Genomic DNA, 19,193 nt, shown 5'->3' with positions numbered 1-19,193 from the left:
CGCGCCCCCGGACCCCCGCGGGATATTTTCATGAAGAAGAGATCAGGCGGCGATCACGATGTGGTCGCCGTTTTGCGTGACGGGGACCGGGTCGAGGCCGCAGTCCGCACCCGCCAGCGGCGCGCCCGTCGCCTTGTCGAAGCTGGCACCATGGGCGGTGCAGAGCAGGCGCGTGCCGTCGGCGGACAGCAGGTTGGGCCCGCGATAGTCCAGCGGCAGATACTGATGCGGGCAGGCGTTCACAAAGGCCCGGACGGCATCGCCGTCGCGCAGGACGATCACCGAAAAATCGCCGCGACCCGTGCGGACGGTGATCGGGTGCACCCCAGTGACCGCGCTGGCGGGGCAGATGCGCGTGCCCGGTGCGGGCGCGCTGCTGTAGTCGGTCCAGGCCATGGTGATCGGCGGGCCTACTGGGCCGGGGTGGCGTCGAGGACGCCGCGCCGGATCTGATCTTCCTCGATGGATTCGAACAGGGCGCGGAAGTTGCCCTCTCCGAAACCGTCATCGCCCTTGCGCTGGATGAACTCGAAGAAGATCGGCCCGATCACGGTTTTCGAGAAGATCTGCAGCAGGATGCGCGTCTCTCCGCCGCCCACGACGCCTTCACCGTCGATCAGGATGCCTCTAGCCTTCATGCGGTCCAGCGGCTCGTCGTGATCCTTCACCCGGCGGTGCGACATCTCGTAATAGGTGTCGGGGGGGCCAGGCATGAACGCCATCCCGGCATCGGCGATCCGGTCCGTGCCCGCATAGATGTCGTTGGTGGCGATGGCGATGTGCTGAATGCCCTCGCCCTTGTATTCGCGCAGATATTCCTCGATCTGGCTGTGATCGTCGGTGCTCTCGTTGATCGGAATGCGGATCTTGCCGCAGGGCGATGTCAGGGCGCGGCTGACCAGCCCGGTCTGCTTGCCCTTGATGTCGAAGAACCGGATCTCGCGGAAATTGAACGTGTCGTGGTAGAATTTGTACCAGGTGTCCATGTTGCCGCGAATGACGTTATGGGTCAGGTGGTCCAGGTAGAAAAACCCGCACCCCTCGGGGCGCGGGTCGGCCTCAGCCAGCCAGTCGTAATCGGCGTCATAGGCGCTACCCGCATCGCCGTAGCGGTCGATGAAATAGAGCAGCGATCCGCCGATGCCCAGCACCGCGGGCGCCTCGATCGATTTGCCGGGGCCGGTGTATTCGGTCGCGCCCAGATCCAGCGCGCGCCTCAACGCAACCTGCGCGTCGACCACCCGCCAGGCCATCGCCGGGGCGCAGGGGCCGTGTTCGGCCACGAACCCCGCCGCATGGCTGTCCGGTTCGGCGTTCAGCAGATAGTTGATGTCGCCCTGCCGATACAGGGTGATGTCGCGGGTCTTGTGGCGCGCGACCGGCGTGAACCCCATCTGGCGGAAGATGCGGTCCAGCACGGCCGGATCGGGATGGGCGTATTCAACGAATTCAAAGCCGTCGGTGCCTGCGGGGTTCGCGGCGCTGATCGTGGCCTTGGGGGCGTCATGCGGGAACGGGCCCATGCGGTATCCTCCTGTCGTTTCGCACATTATGGGTCAGATGCCGCGCATGGTGCTTGCAAAGCATCCGGTCCCTGAGCGATCAATGCATGGGATGCGCCGTATTGTGGCGTCTGGCGCACGGGACACGCATGGATCGGTTCGACAACGCAATTCTGGCCGCATTGCAGCGTGACGGCGCGCTGACGAATGCCGCGCTGGCCGAGACGGTGGGCCTGTCGGCCAGCCAGATCTCGCGCCGCCGGGCCGCGCTGGAGGCTGCGGGCGTGATCGAGGGCTATGCCGCGCGCCTGTCCGCGGCCAAGCTGGGGCACGGATTTCGCGCGGTGATCCGCGTGAACCTGCGCGGCCACGGTCAGGGCCGCGAGGAGGATTTCGCCCGCTTTGTCGCAGCCCAATCTGCGATCCGGCAGGCGTTTTCCGTGTCGGGCGATGCGGATTACGTGCTGGACGTGCGCACCCGCGACCTGGAGGGGTTCGCCGATTTCGTCCATCGCCACCTGCTGCCGCACCCGCAGGTGGCGCAGGTCCGGTCCGAGATCGTGCTGAGGACGCTCAAGGATGATGGCGGAGTGCCGGTCTGAGTTGCGCCGGTTTCATGATCTTGTCGAAAACTATGAATTTGCCGACAGGCCTTGCAACGCTTATGTGAGGTATTCCAACGGAAAGGCCTTTGTCATGTCGCTGCCCCCCTCTCCCGCCTTCGCGGCCCTGTACAAGGCCGCATCCGAACGCATCCTGATCCTGGACGGCGCGATGGGCACGCAGATCCAGGCCCTGGGCCTGGGCGAGGATGACTATACCGGCCACGGGTCGGGCCATGCCTGCCGCCACCACACCGACCACCCCCAGCAAGGCAACAACGACCTGCTGATCCTGACCCAGCCCGAGGCGGTCGAGGAGATCCATTACCGCTATGCGATGGCCGGCGCCGACATCGTCGAGACGAACACCTTTTCCGCGACCACCATCGCCCAGCATGATTACGGGCTGGAAGAGGCCGTCCACGATCTGAACGTCGAAGGTGCGCGCGTCGTGCGCCGGGCGCTGGACCGCGCAACCGCCAAGGACGGGCGGCAGCGTTTCGTGGCGGGTGCCATCGGCCCGACGAACCGCACCGCATCGATGAGCCCGGACGTGAACGACCCCGGCTATCGCGCCGTGACCTTCGAGGGGCTGCGCGCCGCCTATCTGCAGCAGGCCAAGGGCCTGATCGCGGGCAGCGCCGACATCCTGCTGATCGAGACGATCTTTGACACGCTGAACGCCAAGGCCGCCATCTTTTCCTGCATTCAGGCGATGGAGGATCACGGGTCACGCCTGCCGATGATGATCTCTGGCACCATCACCGACGCCTCGGGGCGCACCCTGTCGGGGCAGACGCCGACGGCGTTCTGGCACTCGGTGCGGCACGCGAACCCGTGGACCATCGGGCTGAACTGCGCACTTGGTGCCTCGGCCATGCGGCCGCATCTGGTCGAGCTGTCGGGCGTGGCCGACACGCTGATCTGCGCCTATCCCAATGCGGGCCTGCCCAACGCCTTTGGCCAATATGACGAAGGCCCCGACGACACCGCCCCCCAAGTCGCCGAATTCGCCCGTGCCGGTCTGGTCAACGTGGTCGGCGGCTGCTGCGGCACGACGCCCGACCATATCCGCGCCATCGCCGATGCCGTGGCCCCGTTCGCCCCCAGAAAGGTGCCCGCCTATGCCTGATCGTTACCTGCGCCTGTCGGGGCTGGAGCCCTTTGTGCTGACCCCCGACATTCCCTTCGTCAATATCGGCGAACGCACCAACGTCACCGGGTCCGCGCGTTTCCGCAAGCTGGTCAAGGAGCGCGACTATGCCACCGCGCTGGAGGTCGCCCGCGACCAGGTGGAAAACGGCGCCCAGATCATCGACATCAACATGGACGAAGGCCTGATCGATTCCAAGGCCGCGATGGTCGAGTTCCTCAACCTGCTGGCCGCCGAACCCGACATCGCCCGCGTGCCGATCATGATCGACAGCTCCAAATGGGAGGTGATCGAGGCGGGCCTGCAATGCGTGCAGGGCAAGCCGGTCGTGAACTCGATCTCCATGAAGGAGGGCGAGGATCAGTTCCGCGAACAGGCGCGGCTGTGCCTGGCCTATGGCGCGGCCGTCGTGGTCATGGCGTTCGACGAGGACGGTCAGGCCGATACCTGCGCGCGCAAGATCCAGATCTGCGAACGTGCCTATCGCATTCTGGTCGATGAGGTGGGCTTTCCGCCCGAGGACATCATCTTTGATCCCAATATCTTCGCCGTGGCGACGGGGATCGAAGAGCATAACAACTATGGCGTCGATTTCATCGAGGCGACACGCTGGATCAGGCAGAACCTGCCCCACGCCCATGTGTCGGGCGGCGTGTCGAACCTGTCCTTCAGTTTTCGCGGCAACGAGCCGGTGCGCGAGGCAATGCATGCCGTGTTCCTGTACCACGCCATTCAGGCGGGCATGGACATGGGCATCGTCAATGCGGGCCAGCTGGCGGTTTATGACCAGATCGACCCCGACCTGCGCGAGGCCTGCGAGGATGTCGTCCTAAACCGCCGCTCTGATGGCACCGAACGCCTGCTGGAGATCGCCGAGCGGTTCCGCGGCGACGGCCAGGGGGCCAAGCGCGAAAAGGATCTGTCCTGGCGCGAATGGCCGCTGGACAAGCGGCTGGAACATGCGCTGGTCAACGGCATCACCGAATATATCGAGGCCGATACCGAGGAGGCGCGGCAGCAGGCCGACCGGCCGCTGCATGTCATCGAAGGGCCGCTGATGGCCGGGATGAACGTGGTGGGCGATCTGTTCGGGGCGGGCAAGATGTTCCTGCCGCAGGTGGTGAAATCGGCCCGCGTGATGAAGCAGGCCGTGGCCGTTCTGCTGCCCTACATGGAGGAGGAGAAGCGCCTGTCTGGCGGGACCGAGCGCGAGACGGCGGGCAAGATCCTGATGGCCACCGTCAAGGGCGACGTCCACGACATCGGCAAGAACATTGTCGGCGTCGTGCTGGCCTGCAACAACTTCGAGGTGATCGACCTGGGCGTGATGGTGCCCGCGCAGAAGATCCTGCAGGTGGCCCGCGACGAGAATGTCGACATCATCGGCCTGTCCGGCCTGATCACCCCGTCGCTGGACGAGATGGTGCATCTGGCCAGTGAGATGGAGCGCGAGGGGATGGACATCCCCCTGCTGATCGGCGGCGCGACGACGTCCAAGATCCATACGGCGGTCAAGATCGCGCCCAAATACACGCGCGGCCAGGCGGTCTATGTGACCGATGCCAGCCGGGCCGTGGGCGTCGCCTCGAACCTGCTGTCCGAGGACCGCAAGGCCGCCTATATCGACGAGATCCGGGCCGACTACACCGCCGTCGCCGACAAGCATGAGCGTTCCGAGGCGTCGAAGTCGCGCCTGCCGCTGACCAAGGCGCGGGCCAATGCGCTGAAGATCGACTGGTCGGGCTATGCGCCCGTGGCCCCGACCTTCACCGGCGCGCGGGTGATCGACGATTGGGACCTAGCCGAGATCGCGCGCTATATCGACTGGACGCCGTTCTTCCAGACCTGGGAGCTGAAGGGCGTCTATCCCCGCATCCTGGACGACGAAAAGCAGGGCGAAGCCGCCCGCCAGCTGTTCGCCGAGGCGCAGGAGATGCTGGCCCGCATCATCGACGGCCAGTGGTTCAAGCCGCGCGCCGTGGTGGGCTTCTGGCCGGCCAACGCGGTGGGCGACGACATCCGCCTGTTCACCGGGGACGACCGGGCCGAGACGCTGGCCATGCTGCACACCCTGCGCCAGCAGGTCACCAAGCGCGGCGACCGGCCTAACGTGGCGCTGTCGGATTTCGTGGCCCCTGAAGGGACACCTGATCATGTCGGCGGCTTCGTCGTGACGGCGGGCCCCGAGGAGGCAGAGATCTCGGCCCGCTATGAACGGGCCAACGACGACTATGGCGCGATCATGGTCAAGGCGCTGGCCGACCGCTTTGCCGAGGCGATGGCCGAGATGCTGCACGAGCGCGTGCGGCGCGACTATTGGGGTTATGCGCGCGATGAGACCTTTGCGCCCGAGGAACTGGCGGCCGAGCCCTACAAGGGCATCCGTCCCGCGCCGGGCTATCCCGCCCAGCCCGACCATACCGAAAAGCTGACGCTGTTCAGCCTGCTGGACGCAGAGGCCGCGACCGGCGTGACCCTGACCGAAAGCATGGCGATGTGGCCGGGGTCGTCGGTGTCGGGCCTCTATATCGGGCATCCCGACAGCTATTATTTCGGGGTCGCCAAGATCGAGGAGGATCAGGCCCGCGATTACGCCTTGCGCAAGGGCTGGACGTTGGACGAAGCCGAACGCTGGCTGGCCCCGGTCCTGAACTATACCAAGCGTCAGGCAGCGGCCGACGCGGCATGACAAAAGGCCCGCATCGCTGCGGGCCTTTTGCTTACGCGCGCAGCATCTGGCGGCCCAGGATGTGATCGGCGGCCTTTTCGCCGGTCATGATCGACGGGCCGTTCAGGTTTCCGTTGGTGATGCGCGGAAAGATCGAACTGTCCGCGACGCGCAGCCCCTCGACCCCGATCACGCGCAGCTCGGGGTCCACGACGGCGTCCGGGTCGCTGGCCGCCCCCATCCGCGCCGTGCCGCAGGGGTGATAGGCCGATTCCGCATGCTCGCGGATGAAGGCGTCGATTTCCGCATCCGTCTGGACCGCGTCGCCGGGCTGGATCTCGTCGCCGCGATATTGCGCAAAGGCGGGCGCGTCAAAGATGCGGCGCGTGTGGCGGACGCAGGCGCGGAACTCCTCCCAGTCCTCGGGCTGGGACATGTAGTTGAAGCGGATCTCGGGCGCCACGGACGGGTCGCCCGATGCCAGCCGGATCGTGCCGCGCGATTTCGACCGCATCGGACCGACATGGGCCTGAAACCCGTGCCCCTTGGCCGCAGACTTGCCGTCATAGCGCACCGCCAGCGGCAGGAAGTGATACTGGATATCGGGATAGTCCTTGGCCTCCGACGACCGGATGAAGCCGCAGCTTTCGAACTGGTTCGACGCGCCCAGGCCGGTCTTTTGCAACAACCATTCGACCCCCACCCGGCCTTTGCCCAGCAGGTTGTAGTAGGTATACAACGTCACCGGCTTCAGCGACTTGTACTGCATGTAGATCTCAAGGTGATCCTGCAGGTTGCCGCCCACGCCCGGACGGTCCGCCAACGGCGTGATCCCGTGTTCGCGCAGGTGATCCGCAGGCCCGATGCCCGACAGCATCAGCAGCTTGGGCGTGTTGATGGTGCTGGCCGAGATGATGACCTCACGCGTCGCATGAACCGCCTCGATCTTGCCGTTGCGTTCGATTTCAACGCCGTAGGCCCGCTTTCCTTGAAACAGGATGCGGTTCGCAAGGCCGCGGACGACGGTCAGCAGCCCGGTCTTTTTGGCGGGTCGCAGATAGGCGTTGGCAGCGGACCAGCGGCGGCCCTTCCAGATGGTGGCCTCCATCGGGCCGAACCCCTCCTGCTGTTCGCCGTTATAGTCGTCCGTGCGGGGCCAGCCGGCCTGCTGACCGGCCTCGATGAAGGTGTTGAACAGCGGGTTCTTGCGCTTGCCGCGGGTGATGTGCAGCGGGCCGTCGGTGCCGCGCACAGGCGAGGTGCCGCCATGCCAGGTCTCCATCCGCTTGAAATAGGGCAGAACGCCGGCATAGTCCCAGCCCTCGGCACCGCTGTCGGCCCAGTGCTGGAAATCCTGCGGGTTGCCGCGCACGAACACCATCCCGTTGATCGAGGACGATCCGCCGATCACCTTGCCGCGCGGGGTGGCCAGTTTGCGCCCGCCCAGATGCGGTTCCGGCTGGCTGGCGAACCCCCAGTCATAGCGGCTCATGTTCATCGGATAGGACAGCGCGCCCGGCATCTGGATGAAGGGGCCGATATCGCTGCCGCCGAATTCGATCAGCGTGACGGTCCGCCCGGCCTGGGTCAACCTGTAGGCCAGCGCGCAGCCAGCGCTGCCCGCGCCGATGATGACGTAATCCGCGTCCTGCGCGGCTTTCGGCAGATCAATAGGGTGCATCGACGCCTCCCATGCCCACATAGACGGATTTCAGTTGGCTATAATGCTCGATCGCCGCCGCCGAATTCTCGCGCCCCAGACCCGACAGCTTGACGCCGCCAAAGGGCATCTCGACCGGTGTCAGGTTGTAGGTGTTGATCCAGCAGGTCCCGGCCTCCAACGCGGCGATGACGCGATGGGCGCGGGTCAGGTCCTGGGTGAACACGCCTGCGGCCAGGCCGAAACCGGTGCCGTTGGCACGACCGATCACCTCGGCCTCGTCGACAAAGCTGAGGGCTGTCATGACGGGGCCAAAGATCTCATCGGTGGCGATGGTCATGTCGTCGGTGGCATCCGCAAAGACGGTGGGCGGGATGAACGGCCCCTCTCCCTCGCCGCCGCAGACCAGGCGCGCGCCCGCATCCACGCCCGCGCGGATCGCGGCGCGGATCTTGTCGGCCTGGGCCGCATTGATGATCGGGCCGTGATTGGTGTCGGGGTCCAGCGGATCGCCCATGCGGACGGATTTGACGCGTTCGGCCAGACGGGCCAGGAAATCCTCCTTGATGCCCTCCTGCAGGAAGACCCGCGTGCCGTTGGAACAGATCTGCCCGGCGCTGTAGAAATTAGCCAGGATCGCGGCGCTGACCGCATCCTCCAGGTTGGCGTCATCAAAGACGATCAGCGGCGACTTGCCGCCCAGCTCCATCGTGACGTGGCGCATCCCTTCGGCGGCGGCGGCATAGACGCGGCGACCCGTGGGCACCGATCCGGTCAGCGAGACCTTGGCCACGTTCGGGTCGGTGACCAGCGCGGCCCCGACCGCGCCGCGGCCCTGCACCACGTTGAATACGCCCGGCGGCATCCCCGCCTGGATGAAGATTTCCGCCAGTTTCAGGGCCCCTAGCGGCGTTTCCTCGGACGGCTTGAAGACCATGGTATTGCCCATGACCAGCGCCGGCGCGGCCTTCCAGCAGGCGATCTGGCTGGGATAGTTCCACGCCCCGATGCCCGCGCAGACGCCCAGAGGCTCTCGCCGCGTATAGGCCCAATCGGCGCCCAGGGGGATCATCTGCCCCGTCAGCGTCGCGGCCAGCCCCGCAAAATACTCCAGCGATGCGGCACCCGAGGGCCAGTCGGCCACCATCGTTTCCTGGATCGGCTTGCCGGTGTCCAGCGTCTCAAGGTGGGCCAGCTCGTCGTTGCGCTCCAGGATGATGGCGGCGGCGCGGGCCAGGATGCGGCCGCGTTCGACCGGGGCCATCGCCGCCCATGCGGGCTGGGCGGCGCGGGCCACGGCGCAGGCCTGAGCCACCTGGTCGGTCGTGGCCTCGCGCAGCGTGGCGATGGTGCCGCCGTCAAAGGCATAGCGGACGTCCAGCGTGTCGCCCTGCCCCTCGACGGGGCGGCCGTCGATGAAGAGGGACGCGGCGGGTTGGGCGGACAGGCTCATGCGAGGGCCTCCTTCAGATAGGTCATGATGGTGTTCAGCGCCGCATCGGCATCGGTCGGACCGGGGGTCAGGACCGCGCGCAGATAGACGCCGTCGATCAGCGCGCCAAGCGTGTCGGCGGTGCGTTCGGGATGGTCGGTCAGCCCGCGCAGCGCCACGATCAGGTTCGAGTGCAGCCGGCGGTGATAGACGCGCAACAGCCGCGCGGCCTCGCGCGAGTTCAGGGCAAGTGCGTAAAAATTAAGCCATGCGCTGACGGTCTCGCGCTGGAAATTCTGGGGCGCAAAGCTGGCATGGACGATCGCGTCCAGCCGCCCCCGCGCCCCCCGCCCCGGCAGGCGGTCATGGACCGACTGGCCATAGCTGCGCAGGATATAGCGCATCGCCGCCAGAAAGATCTGGTCCTTGGAGCCGAAATAGTGATGCGCCAGCGCGGGCGACATGCCGGCGCGCTTGGCGATCTGCGCCACGGTGACATCCAGCGACCCCGCGCGCCCGACCTCGAAGATCGCGGCATTGATCAGCGCTGCTTTTCGGATAGGCTCGGCCCCGAGTTTCGGCATGATCACCCCTGCTGCGGAAGATTTCTGTTGCTTTGCCGTTTCCATGTAACGTTAATTGACTGACCAATCAAGAACAGGGAGCCTCAAATGACCCTTTCCCGGATGGCCGCAAGCCTTCTGATGGGCACCGCCCTGGCCCTGCCCGCCCACGCGGCAGAGCCCGAACAGTGCCACCAGGTGGTCTTTTCCGATGTGGGATGGTCCGACATCACGGCGACCACGGCGCTGGCCTCGACCGTGCTGGAGGCGCTAGGATACCGGACCGAGACGCGCATCCTGTCGGTGCCCGTGACCTATACCGCGCTGTCCACCGGCGATGTGGACGTGTTCCTGGGCAACTGGATGCCCACGATGGAGGCCGACATCGCCCCCTATCGCGACACGGGAACCGTCGACACCGTCCGCACCAACCTGACGGGCGCGAAATACACGCTGGCGACCAACCAGGCCGGTGCCGATCTGGGCATCACCGATTTCGCCGCCATCGCCGAACACAAGGACGCCCTGGACGGCAAGATCTATGCGATCGAGCCCGGCAACGACGGCAACCGCCTGCTGCTGGAGATGGTAGCGATGGACCAGTTCGACCTGGGCACCTTCGAAATCGTCGAATCCAGTGAACAGGGCATGCTGGCGCAGGTCCAGCGCGCGTCCGACCGCGACCGCCCGGTCGTCTTCCTGGGCTGGGAGCCGCATCCCATGAACGCGCAGTTCGACATGACCTATCTGACCGGGGGCGACGACATCTTCGGTCCCGATCTGGGCGGGGCCGAGGTGCGCACCAACAGCCGCGCGGGCTATGTCGCGGAATGCGCCAATGTGGGCCGGTTCCTGACCAACCTGGAGTTCACCCTGTCGATGGAGAACGAGGTCATGGACGCCATCCTGAACGATGGTCAGGACCCGATGGCCGCAGCCCGCGCCTGGCTGGCCGCAAATCCCGATGCCGCGACCGGCTGGCTTGCGGACCTGACCACGGTGGACGGCAACGATCCGCATTCGGCGCTGCAGGCGGCCCTGAACTGACCCCCGCGCCGGGCCCCGCGCCCGGCGCCACAGCCTTGCAGGAGCGCGCATGGAGCAGATGACCGCATGGGTCACCGACACCAAGATCCCGGTGGGACGGACCGCCAAATCGGCCTTTGACTGGCTGAACGCCAATGCGGCGGGGGTGTTCGACGCCATCTCGACCACGATGGAGGCGCTGATCGCGGCGATCCTGGCCGCGCTGCAGGCCCCGCACCCGTTCCTGTTCATCGCGCTGGCCATGGCGTTGACGGGCCTGCTGCAGCGCAGGCTGGGCCCCTGCCTGCTGATGCTGGCGGGGCTGCTTTTCGTGCTGAACCAAGGCTACTGGTCGGAAATGCTGCAATCGCTGACGCTGGTGCTGTCGGCCTGCATCGTCTGCATGGCGGTGGGCGTGCCCATCGGCATCGCCTGCGCGCACCGGCCGCGTCTTTACGCCTGGATGCGGCCCGTGCTGGACCTGATGCAGACGCTGCCGACATTCGTCTATCTGATCCCGGCCATCGTGTTCTTTGGCATCGGCATGGTGCCGGGTCTGCTGGCCACCGTGATCTTCGTTCTGCCCGCACCGATCCGCCTGACGCAGCTGGGCATCGCCTCGACGCCCCCTGCCCTGGTCGAGGCCGCGACCGCCTTTGGCGCCACGCCGCGGCAACTGCTGTGGAAGGTGGAACTGCCCAGTGCCCTGCCCCAGATCATGGCGGGCCTGAACCAGACCATCATGCTGTCGCTGTCGATGGTGGTCATCGCGGCGCTGGTCGGCGCGTCGGGCCTGGGCGTGCCGGTCGTGCGGGCGCTGAACAGCGTGAACACCGCGCTTGGGTTCGAATCGGGGATGGTGATCGTGGTCGTGGCGATCCTGCTGGACCGGATGCTGCGCATGGAGGGCCGCAAATGAACGCCGTCGAATTCGACCGGGTCTGCATCGTCTTTGGCGACCACCCCGCCCGCGCCCTGCCGCTGATGGACGAGGGGCTGGACCGCGGCCCCATCAAGACCGAGACCGGCCAGGTGCTGGGCGTCCACGATTGTTCCCTGTCCGTCGCCGAGGGCGAGATCCTGGTCCTGATGGGCCTGTCGGGGTCGGGCAAATCGACCCTGCTGCGGGCCGTGAACGCGCTGAACCCCGTCTGCCGCGGAGAGGTCCGCATCCGGCGCGGCGACCGCATGGTCAGCGTGACCGGCGCGGGCAGCCGCGCGCTGCGCGACATCCGCCTGCGCGACGTGGCGATGGTGTTCCAGCAGTTCGGCCTGCTGCCCTGGCGCAGCGTGCGCGAGAATGTGGGCCTGGGGCTGGAGCTGGCGGGCATGTCGACCGCCGAGCGCCGGGACCGGATCGACCACCACCTGGAGACCGTCGGCCTGTCGGACTGGGCCGAACGCAAGGTCGGCGACCTGTCGGGCGGCATGCAGCAGCGCGTGGGCCTGGCCCGCGCCTTTGCGACCGAGGCGCCGATCCTGCTGATGGACGAGCCGTTCAGCGCGCTGGACCCGCTGATCCGCGCCCGGCTGCAGGATGAGCTGCTGGACCTTCAGGCGCGCACCGGCCGCACCATCATCTTTGTCAGCCACGACCTGGACGAGGCGTTCAAGCTGGGCAACCGCATCGCGCTGATGGAGGGGGGTCGCATCGTCCAGATCGGCACCGCCCGCGACATCATCGCCAACCCGGTCAGCGATTACGTCGCCGATTTCGTGGCGCATATGAACCCTCTGGGGGTGCTGACCGCCCGCGATGTGGCCGAACCCGGCACCGCCGAGGGCACGCCCGTGCCGCCCGACATGCCGGTTCGCGCCGTCATGGGCCTGCTGGCCGATCGCGACGCCCTGCCCGTCGCGGGCGGCGGTCGCGTCACCCGCGGCGCGGTCCTGGCCCGGCTGATCGACCCCCGGGGCTAGCTGATCTGGGGGCTAGCTGTTCTGCAGGTCGCGGTGATAGCGCGACAGCAGCATCAGCCCCAGGGCGAACAGCCCCAGCCCCAGCCCGAAGACATAGGTATAGCTGACATAACTGCCCGGATAGCCCGGATAGAACGCGCTGCGCATCTGGCCGACGATATGGATCAGCGGGTTCCACCACAGCCAGTCCTGATAGGGCTGCGGGACGTCATCAAAGATGAAGATGACGCAAGACAGGATGAACAGTGGCTTCATCAGGATGCCCCAGAGTGGCCCCCACCAGCTGATCGCCTCGAACAGGAAACAGTTCATGACCCCCACCGCGACGCCGATCATGATCATCATCGCGATGGCCAGGGCGATCTGATCCAGCTGCGGGTCGGTCCGCGTCTCCTCGAACAGGCTGATGGCGGTGAAAATCACGGTAAAGACCATGATCTGCGTCACGCTGTTATAGGCGATGCGCGCCAGCAGCGCGTCCATGAAGGTGACCGCCGGATAGCTGAGCAGCGCAACCGAATAGCGCACCGAATTGGCCACCTTGCCCGCGATGTCCATATAGCCCAGGAACGGGACCATGCCCGTCGCATAGAACATCGCAAAGCTGGACCCCATGGGCGGCGACGCAAAGGCCACCGAAAAGATCACCGTCAGCAGGATCACCCCGCCCGCAGGCTCGGCGATGGCCCAGAAATAACCGCCGGCGGCGCGGCCGTGGCTGGTCTGCATCTCGCGCAGGATAAGGGCGCCGATGGCGCGCAGGCTGGCGAAACGACGGTGCTTGCGCACCTCGCGGAGGGTGTGTGCCCCCTGAGGCGCACGCCGTTGCGGCAGGGGTGGGGTCGAAGTGGTTTGGGACATGCGGATCACGGATTGCGCCGGAGGGGCGGCTGCGGCTCTCACGATCCTGGCATCGGATCGGTGCTGGAACTGTTCCCCGCGCTTATGTATGACGGCGCGAACAAGATCAACATGACAGGCGGGGTAAGCGCATGTCCGCCCAGGACCCGAAATCCGGACCCCATCCCCAAACCGGCACGCCGGTCCCGCCCGGTCAGCCAGCCGCGCAGGGCCAGCCCCCGGCGCCGCCCAAGCCCGCTCCGAACAAACCGCCCCAAGGCCAGGCGCCCCAGGGACAACCGGCCCAAGGCCAACCCCCCCAGGGTCAACCGCGTCCGCAGGGACCGGGCGGCGGTCCGCGCCCCGGCGGGCCCGGCCCGGCCAATCGCCCCGCCCCCGTCACCCCCGAGATGCAGGCCCGCATCCAGGCGGCGCTGCAGCAGCCCGTCCTGCCCCCGGCCAGCCCCGCGCAGATGCAGCGGCGCCATTACGGCATGGCGATCAGCTTTGTGGTGATGGTGCTGATCCCCGCGCTGCTGAGCGCGGCCTATATCTATACGCGGGCGGTGGATCAGTACGCGTCCTATGTCGGGTTTTCGGTCCGCAGCGAATCGGCGCCCAATGCAGGTGACGTGCTGGGGGGGCTGGGGTCTCTGGTAGGTGTCACCTCCAGCTCGACCAGCGACACCGACATCCTCTACAAGTTCATCCAGAGCCGCGACCTGGTCGAGCGGGTGAACAGCCGCATCGATCTGCGCGAGGTCTGGTCCAAGGCGCCGGGCGATCCGATCTTCGGGTTCCGCGGCGGCGCCTCGCTGGAGGATCTGGTCAAGGAATGGGACCGGAAGGTCCGCATCCATTACGACAGCGGCATGATCGACCTGCGCATCCTGGCATTCGACGCGCAGGACGCCCAGGACATCGCCCTGGCGATCGTGGACGAGGGCGGCATCCTGATCAACCAGCTGAACGACATCGCCCGCGAGGACGCCCTGCGCTATGCCCGCGACGAGCTGGAGCGCGCCCAGGGCCTGCTGCGCACCGCGCGCCAGAACGTGACCGAGTTCCGCAACCGCTATCAGTTGGTCGACCCCGTAGCCGATGTGCAGGGCCAGATCGGCGTGGTCACCTCGCTCCAGCAGCAGCTGGCCGAACAGCTGGTCGCGCTTGGCCTGCTGCAGGCGAATGCGCAGGCCAACGACCCCCGCATCAGCCAGACCGAGCTGCGCATCCAGGTCATCCGGGACCAGATCGACGCCGAGCGCCAGAAGTTCGGATCGGTCAACGGAGAGGAGGCGCTGTCCGATGTCGTTGGCCAGTTCGAGATCCTGACCGTCGACCGCCAGTTCGCCGAAGCCAGCTATACCGCCGCCCTCGCCAGCTTCGAGAGCGCCCGCGCCGAGGCCGCGCGCCAGTCGCGCTATCTGGCGCCCTATATCCGCCCGACCCTGGCGCAGGAGGCCGAATTCCCGCAGCGGCTGCGCCTTTTGCTGATGATCGCGGGGTTCCTGACGGTGATCTGGGTGATCGGCAGCCTGATCTTCTATAGCCTGCGCGACCGGCGATGATCCATCTGCAGAACCTGTCCAAGACCTATACCCTGAACGGCAAGCACAAGGTGGTGGCCGACAACATCACCGCCACCTTTCCGACCGGGGTGGCGGTGGCACTGCTGGGGCGCAACGGCGCGGGCAAATCCTCGCTGCTGCGGATGATCTCGGGGGCGATGCTGCCCTCGTCGGGCAAGGTTCTGTCCACCGGTACGATCAGCTGGCCGGTGGGGTTCGCGGGCTCGTTCAACGGCGACCTGACGGGAGAGCAGAACTGCCGCTTTGTCGCCCGCATCTATGGCGTGGACACGGATGAGCTGCTGCATTTCGTCGAGGATTTCGCCGAGCTGGGCGATCATTTCCGCCTGCCCATCCGCACTTACTCCTCGGGGATGCGGTCGCGGCTGGCCTTTGGTCTGTCGATGGCCGTGCCCTTCGACACCTATCTGGTGGATGAAGTGTCGGCGGTGGGCGACGCGGCCTTTCGTGCCAAATCGAACCGGGTCTTCAACGAGCGCATGGCCAAGGCCGGCGCAATCGTCGTCGCGCATGGCATGGGCCTGCTGCGCGAGACCTGCCACATGGGCGCCGTGCTGGAGCGGGGGCGCCTGACCTTCTACGCCGATATCGAGGACGCCATCGCCGCCCACATGGAAAACATGCGCCAGGGCCAGGCCCAGCAGGCCTGACCCCGGCGCATCGGCGTCACGCAGCCAGAAACGCCTTCAGATCGTCCAGCTGCCGGTCGCCATGCGTGGCGGCCAATCCGTGCGGCGCACCGTCATAGTCGACGGCCGTCGCATGCGGCACCATCTGCGCCATGCGCTGCGCGGTGGCCGCCAATCGGGACGATCTTGTCGGCGGTGCCATGCACCACCAGCGTGGGCAACCGGATCTGCGCCACTTCGGCGTTGAAATCGGTCATGCCAAAGGCCGTCACGCATTCCATCGTGGCGCGCGGGCTGGCCATCATCGCCATGTCCTGCGTCCAGTCCAGAACCGGCTGGCTGCCCCCGCTGGACAGGCCCTGACCATGGAAATCCTTCAAGAAATCGCGCAGGAAGGCCATGCGTTCCTTGCGCAGGCCGTCGCGCATCCCCTGGAACAACTCGGCCAGAGCGCCGTCGGGATTGGCCTCGGACGTCAGCAGGCCCGGCGCGACCGAGGACACGAAGGCCAGCCGCGACACCCCGCGCGCCCCGTGGCGCGAGACATAGCGCGCGCCCCCCCTCCGCCCATCGAGAACCCGACCAGCGACGCATCGTCCAGCTCCAGCGTGGCGATCACACCGGCCAGATCGTCCGACAGCGTGTCATATTCATACCCCTCCCAAGGCTGGTCCGACCGGCCAAAGCCGCGGCGGTCATAGCTGACGACCCGGTATCCTGGCCTGCTGCCGGTTTCGTGGACACGATGATAAGATCGTGACCAAGGGACTGGAAAGTGGATATGACGAGACGAAAGTGCAGCGGTGAGTTCAAGTCAGAGACCGTGGGGCTGGTCACCGATCGGGGCGTCGCGGTGGCACAGGGCGCGCGCGACCTCGAGCTGTCCGAGAGTGTGGCTCACGCCGCTGGAGGAGGGAACTGAGCGCAGCCCCGGCTGCTGCCTTTCCCGGGAACGGCCGGATGCGTGCCGATCTGGCCGAGATCGCAGCAATGATGAAAGACCGAGCGCAGGCTCGGCATTGGTTCAATCGACTGCGTAAAGGTCCGGCTCCGGTGAGACCGTTGTCCGCCATTTTTTCAAGGACAGTGGTCGAACGCCTTTCTCGCGCGCGAGGCGACATGAGGGTCGCGCGCGCTGCCAGGCACCGGCACATTTGGCCGGTCCGTTGGCTCTGCGAGGCGCTGGAGGTCTCGCGCGTAGGCCCCCACGCCTGGCGGGGCCGCCCGACCGGCACCCGCGAAATCCATGATGCCAAGCTGGTCATGGCGGTTGAGACCAGCGTCAAAGCCAGTGATCGAACCTATGGCGCGCGCTGCGTATGGCGCAACGTTCTAGAAGAAGGACTGGCCTGCGGCCTGCACAGGACCCTGCGGCTGATGCGCTGCAACGCCTTCAGGGCATGGGCTCGGCGCCGTGGTAAGCCCAAGGATGATGGCGAACGCTCGGTCATTACCGATATCGAGCCGGTGAACGCCACCGGTTCGCGTAAGCCGGCGATACCTGGACCGGGATTTTCAGGCAGATCGGCCAAACCAGAAGGGGCTGGCCGATGTCACAGACACCTGGAATGCTGAGGGCTGGCTGGCTGTCGCGTCTCGCCATGGTCTCTCGGACCAGTGGCGCTCCCGTGGCTCGATTCTGGACCTGTTTTCCCCTCGTGCGGTCGGTTGGTCCATGTAGGCAGATCGCGAGGCATCACTGGTCATCGATGCGCTGATGATGGCGGTCTGGCGCCGAGGGAAAGCCGACGCGCTGCTGCATCACTCGGACAGTCATACGATCAGGGCCAGTTCCCGGGCGGTCTGACCCGAACACCGATCGACCGACATGTCTTTCCCGTGACCTGTCGGGTGCCCGGGAACGCCTTGCGGTGGGGCGTCGCCTCGCCGGTCTTGCGTGTGACCCGAGAAGGGCGTGACCCCGCTTTCAGCGGCGTCTCATGACTGTCTTGTCCCGCACCGGTCCGGGCGTCGTTCGATGCACCGATCGCAGGAGAACCGGATCATGATCGACACCGAGAAAACAAAGGCTCGCACCGTGACTGCGGGGTGGACACGCATAAGAATCTCCATGTCGCGGCCGTGGTCGACGACCACAACCGCGTCCTGGCAACGGCATCGTTCCCCAGAACGTGACAGGGATACGGCAGGCTGCTCGCATGGATGCAGTCTCACGGTGATCTGCACAGTGTCGGTGTCGAATGCAGCTACGGGGCGGCCGGGGTATTATCCGGCGGTGATGCTCTAGCTGTTCATCGACGGTTCCCTGAACCGTATCCCCTCCAGCCGCCGCCTGGGAAGCGAGGCTGGTCGCAATGTTGAACTGATGTGGCTGACTGGGCGGCTGGTTCCCGATCACAAGACCATCGCGGAATTCCGGGGGCAGCGCGGTCCGGCCATCGGGAAGACCTGCGCGAAGGTCGTTGATCTCTGCCGCCGTATCGCTGTGCTGAAGGGCGAAGTCGTCGCCGTCGATGGCGCGCCAAGGTCAAGGCGGTCAACAATCGCGACCGCAACGTCACCAGGGGCAAGATCGCCAGCCGCCTCGCCCCTCTGGAAGCCGAGGTCGGTCGCTCTATCGAGGAGGCCGACCGGATCGACCGTCAGCAAACCGGCGCGGCACGCACGAAGCGGGCGGCGCATCTGACCGGCCGATATCGCCGCATCCGCCAAAAGATCGACCGTCTGCTGGCCATTGACGAGGCGCTGGCCGATGCCCCTGACGGACTGATATCGCTGACCGACCCCGACGCGCGGGCCATGGCGACACGCGCGCAGCACAGCGGGCATGTCGGCTATAACGTCCAGAGCGTTGTCGATGCCGAGACCCATCTGATCGTGACGCATGAGGTGACGAACCAAGGGCATGACCGGGATCTGCTTGCGAAGATGGTCACACAGGCGAAGGCAGCCTTGCAGCGACGATAGGCACATCCTGACCGACAGGGAATAGTTCAGCGCTTTTGAAATCCTTGCCTGCCACAAGGCCGGCGTCACCGCGACCGTACCCCGATCGGATACGTCCGGCGCCCGGTCGAAGGGCCATTTCCTGAAGGCCGACTTTGCCTATGACCATGACGCCGATGTCTATCGCTGCCCGGCGGGAAAGGCGCTGACGCATCGCACCTTGAGCGAACAGCAGGGCCTGCAGATGCGGCGCTATTGGACGAACGCGGGCAAGGCCTGCGCATGCAAAAGGCGTTGCACCTCCGGGCACGACCGTCGGGTCTCCCGATGGCCACATGCGCATCTCGTCGAGCCCCCGTTCGGCACCATCAAGTCGTGGACGGGCCCCTGCCATGTCCTGACCCGGCGGTTGGGTGGCGTCGGCACAGACATGGCGCTGAACGTGCTGGACTACACCATCAAGCGTAGGGTTGCCTTGGTCGGGATCAAGGGGCTGATGGCGGCAATTCCGGGATAGATCGGACCAGCAGGGGCATGCATCGACGGTTCGGCGTGCTTCAAGGCTTTTTACGAGCCTCCAGACGCGTCCACGACCAAGTGTGCGCCCGATCCGAGCCGGAATCCACGGCCAGGCACCCCCCGTCGCGCCCCCTGCCACCGAGTTTTCACACATGGGGTAATCGCGGAGCGAGTCGCCCGGGC

General features: G+C 66.2%; 18 protein-coding genes and 2 pseudogenes. 12 read left to right on the top strand and 8 right to left on the bottom strand.

Translation table 11 applies throughout. From position 1 onward, the window contains the following. Positions 1-42: 42 nt before the first annotated feature. Positions 43-396 carry a Rieske (2Fe-2S) protein gene (locus tag ABS73_RS09820; protein ID WP_277020270.1) on the bottom strand — a complete coding sequence of 118 codons (354 nt, stop codon included), beginning with the start codon at positions 394-396 and terminating at the stop codon, positions 43-45. Positions 397-410: 14 nt separating this feature from the next. Then, positions 411-1,523, bottom strand: a complete 1,113-nt coding sequence (gene hppD, locus ABS73_RS09815) for a 4-hydroxyphenylpyruvate dioxygenase (protein ID WP_277020272.1) — start codon at positions 1,521-1,523, stop codon at positions 411-413. Positions 1,524-1,651: 128 nt separating this feature from the next. On the opposite strand from hppD, the gene ABS73_RS09810 reads away from it, so the two are divergent. From ABS73_RS09810 to metH, 3 genes are all read left to right on the top strand, one after another. Continuing rightward, positions 1,652-2,104, top strand: a complete 453-nt coding sequence (locus ABS73_RS09810) for an Lrp/AsnC family transcriptional regulator (RefSeq protein ID WP_277020275.1) — start codon at positions 1,652-1,654, stop codon at positions 2,102-2,104. A gap of 94 nt (positions 2,105-2,198) precedes the next feature. After that, a complete protein-coding gene (locus ABS73_RS09805) occupies positions 2,199-3,236 on the top strand; it encodes a homocysteine S-methyltransferase family protein (protein ID WP_277020277.1) in 1,038 nt (345 codons plus the stop codon). Continuing rightward, complete coding sequence (gene metH / locus ABS73_RS09800) at positions 3,229-5,946, top strand: methionine synthase (RefSeq protein WP_277020279.1); 2,718 nt, start codon at positions 3,229-3,231, stop codon at positions 5,944-5,946. Before ABS73_RS09805 ends, metH begins: the two co-directional genes overlap by 8 nt. A gap of 31 nt (positions 5,947-5,977) precedes the next feature. Here metH and betA read toward each other — a convergent pair whose 3' ends face one another. From betA to betI, 3 genes are read right to left on the bottom strand one after another with little or no spacing between them, the layout of a single operon-like run. Beyond that, positions 5,978-7,606, bottom strand: a complete 1,629-nt coding sequence (gene betA / locus ABS73_RS09795; protein WP_277020282.1) for a choline dehydrogenase — start codon at positions 7,604-7,606, stop codon at positions 5,978-5,980. Continuing rightward, a complete protein-coding gene (gene betB / locus ABS73_RS09790; protein ID WP_277020316.1) occupies positions 7,593-9,032 on the bottom strand; it encodes a betaine-aldehyde dehydrogenase in 1,440 nt (479 codons plus the stop codon). Before betB ends, betA begins: the two co-directional genes overlap by 14 nt. A 2-nt stretch (positions 9,033-9,034) precedes the next feature. Next, entirely contained in the window at positions 9,035-9,601 is a 567-nt protein-coding gene (gene betI / locus ABS73_RS09785; RefSeq protein ID WP_277020284.1) for a transcriptional regulator BetI, read from the bottom strand. A gap of 102 nt (positions 9,602-9,703) precedes the next feature. Here betI and choX point away from each other — a divergent pair, with 102 nt between their 5' ends. Genes choX through choV form a run of 3 tightly spaced genes read left to right on the top strand, consistent with a single transcriptional unit; the run spans position 9,704 to position 12,526 of the window. After that, on the top strand, positions 9,704-10,627 hold the full coding sequence (gene choX / locus ABS73_RS09780) for a choline ABC transporter substrate-binding protein (protein ID WP_286693441.1): 924 nt from the start codon (positions 9,704-9,706) through the stop codon (positions 10,625-10,627). Positions 10,628-10,676: 49 nt separating this feature from the next. After that, complete coding sequence (gene choW / locus ABS73_RS09775) at positions 10,677-11,525, top strand: choline ABC transporter permease subunit (protein ID WP_277020289.1); 849 nt, start codon at positions 10,677-10,679, stop codon at positions 11,523-11,525. Next, a complete protein-coding gene (gene choV / locus ABS73_RS09770; RefSeq protein WP_277020292.1) occupies positions 11,522-12,526 on the top strand; it encodes a choline ABC transporter ATP-binding protein in 1,005 nt (334 codons plus the stop codon). The genes choW and choV overlap by 4 nt, the downstream gene beginning before the upstream one ends. Positions 12,527-12,538: 12 nt before the next feature. Here choV and ABS73_RS09765 read toward each other — a convergent pair whose 3' ends face one another. Continuing rightward, positions 12,539-13,315, bottom strand: a complete 777-nt coding sequence (locus tag ABS73_RS09765; RefSeq protein ID WP_277020296.1) for an ABC transporter permease — start codon at positions 13,313-13,315, stop codon at positions 12,539-12,541. Between the two features lie 461 nt (positions 13,316-13,776). On the opposite strand from ABS73_RS09765, the gene ABS73_RS09760 reads away from it, so the two are divergent. Beyond that, positions 13,777-14,934, top strand: a complete 1,158-nt coding sequence (locus ABS73_RS09760) for a KpsE/RkpR family capsule polysaccharide export protein (RefSeq protein ID WP_277020298.1) — start codon at positions 13,777-13,779, stop codon at positions 14,932-14,934. Then, positions 14,931-15,605, top strand: coding sequence for an ABC transporter ATP-binding protein (locus tag ABS73_RS09755; RefSeq protein WP_277020301.1), 675 nt, complete (start codon positions 14,931-14,933; stop codon positions 15,603-15,605). The genes ABS73_RS09760 and ABS73_RS09755 overlap by 4 nt, the downstream gene beginning before the upstream one ends. 92 nt (positions 15,606-15,697) lie before the next feature. Here ABS73_RS09755 and ABS73_RS09750 read toward each other — a convergent pair whose 3' ends face one another. Both ABS73_RS09750 and ABS73_RS16755 read right to left on the bottom strand, forming a co-directional pair. Beyond that, the gene (locus tag ABS73_RS09750) at positions 15,698-16,105 is read right to left on the bottom strand and encodes an alpha/beta hydrolase (RefSeq protein WP_277020303.1); all 408 of its coding nucleotides are present in this window, start codon (positions 16,103-16,105) and stop codon (positions 15,698-15,700) included. Further along, entirely contained in the window at positions 16,060-16,365 is a 306-nt protein-coding gene (locus tag ABS73_RS16755; RefSeq protein WP_353743329.1) for an alpha/beta fold hydrolase, read from the bottom strand. Before ABS73_RS16755 ends, ABS73_RS09750 begins: the two co-directional genes overlap by 46 nt. On the opposite strand from ABS73_RS16755, the gene ABS73_RS09745 reads away from it, so the two are divergent. From ABS73_RS09745 to ABS73_RS09730, 4 genes and pseudogenes are all read left to right on the top strand, one after another. Next, on the top strand, positions 16,366-16,506 hold the full coding sequence (locus ABS73_RS09745; protein ID WP_277020306.1) for a hypothetical protein: 141 nt from the start codon (positions 16,366-16,368) through the stop codon (positions 16,504-16,506). It begins immediately after the preceding gene. Between the two features lie 38 nt (positions 16,507-16,544). Beyond that, positions 16,545-17,159 (top strand): IS3 family transposase, encoded by a 615-nt coding sequence (locus ABS73_RS09740; RefSeq protein ID WP_277020309.1) that lies wholly within the window; start codon positions 16,545-16,547, stop codon positions 17,157-17,159. A 411-nt stretch (positions 17,160-17,570) separates the two neighbouring features. Continuing rightward, positions 17,571-17,801 (top strand): annotated as a pseudogene (locus ABS73_RS09735) (IS110 family transposase); the annotation flags it as partial. Beyond that, positions 17,788-19,008, top strand: a pseudogene (locus ABS73_RS09730) (transposase); the annotation flags it as partial. The pseudogenes ABS73_RS09735 and ABS73_RS09730, both read left to right, overlap by 14 nt. Positions 19,009-19,193 lie beyond the last annotated feature (185 nt).

Source organism: Paracoccus sp. SCN 68-21 (assembly GCF_001724535.1).
GTDB lineage: Bacteria > Pseudomonadota > Alphaproteobacteria > Rhodobacterales > Rhodobacteraceae > Paracoccus > Paracoccus hibiscisoli.
The sequence above is the reverse complement of the archived record's forward strand: the minus strand, read 5'-3'. Positions and strand labels throughout refer to the sequence as shown.

Coding starts and splice junctions, on each gene's coding strand:
- betA (WP_277020282.1), bottom strand. CDS start 7,606: ATGCACCCTATTGATCTGCCGAAAGCCGCGCAGGACGCGGATTACGTC.
- ABS73_RS09810 (WP_277020275.1), top strand. CDS start 1,652: ATGGATCGGTTCGACAACGCAATTCTGGCCGCATTGCAGCGTGACGGC.
- ABS73_RS09745 (WP_277020306.1), top strand. CDS start 16,366: ATGACGAGACGAAAGTGCAGCGGTGAGTTCAAGTCAGAGACCGTGGGG.
- ABS73_RS09805 (WP_277020277.1), top strand. CDS start 2,199: ATGTCGCTGCCCCCCTCTCCCGCCTTCGCGGCCCTGTACAAGGCCGCA.
- choV (WP_277020292.1), top strand. CDS start 11,522: ATGAACGCCGTCGAATTCGACCGGGTCTGCATCGTCTTTGGCGACCAC.
- ABS73_RS09760 (WP_277020298.1), top strand. CDS start 13,777: ATGCAGGCCCGCATCCAGGCGGCGCTGCAGCAGCCCGTCCTGCCCCCG.
- choX (WP_286693441.1), top strand. CDS start 9,704: ATGGCCGCAAGCCTTCTGATGGGCACCGCCCTGGCCCTGCCCGCCCAC.
- ABS73_RS09755 (WP_277020301.1), top strand. CDS start 14,931: ATGATCCATCTGCAGAACCTGTCCAAGACCTATACCCTGAACGGCAAG.
- ABS73_RS09740 (WP_277020309.1), top strand. CDS start 16,545: ATGCGTGCCGATCTGGCCGAGATCGCAGCAATGATGAAAGACCGAGCG.
- hppD (WP_277020272.1), bottom strand. CDS start 1,523: ATGGGCCCGTTCCCGCATGACGCCCCCAAGGCCACGATCAGCGCCGCG.
- metH (WP_277020279.1), top strand. CDS start 3,229: ATGCCTGATCGTTACCTGCGCCTGTCGGGGCTGGAGCCCTTTGTGCTG.
- choW (WP_277020289.1), top strand. CDS start 10,677: ATGGAGCAGATGACCGCATGGGTCACCGACACCAAGATCCCGGTGGGA.
- ABS73_RS09820 (WP_277020270.1), bottom strand. CDS start 396: ATGGCCTGGACCGACTACAGCAGCGCGCCCGCACCGGGCACGCGCATC.
- betI (WP_277020284.1), bottom strand. CDS start 9,601: ATGCCGAAACTCGGGGCCGAGCCTATCCGAAAAGCAGCGCTGATCAAT.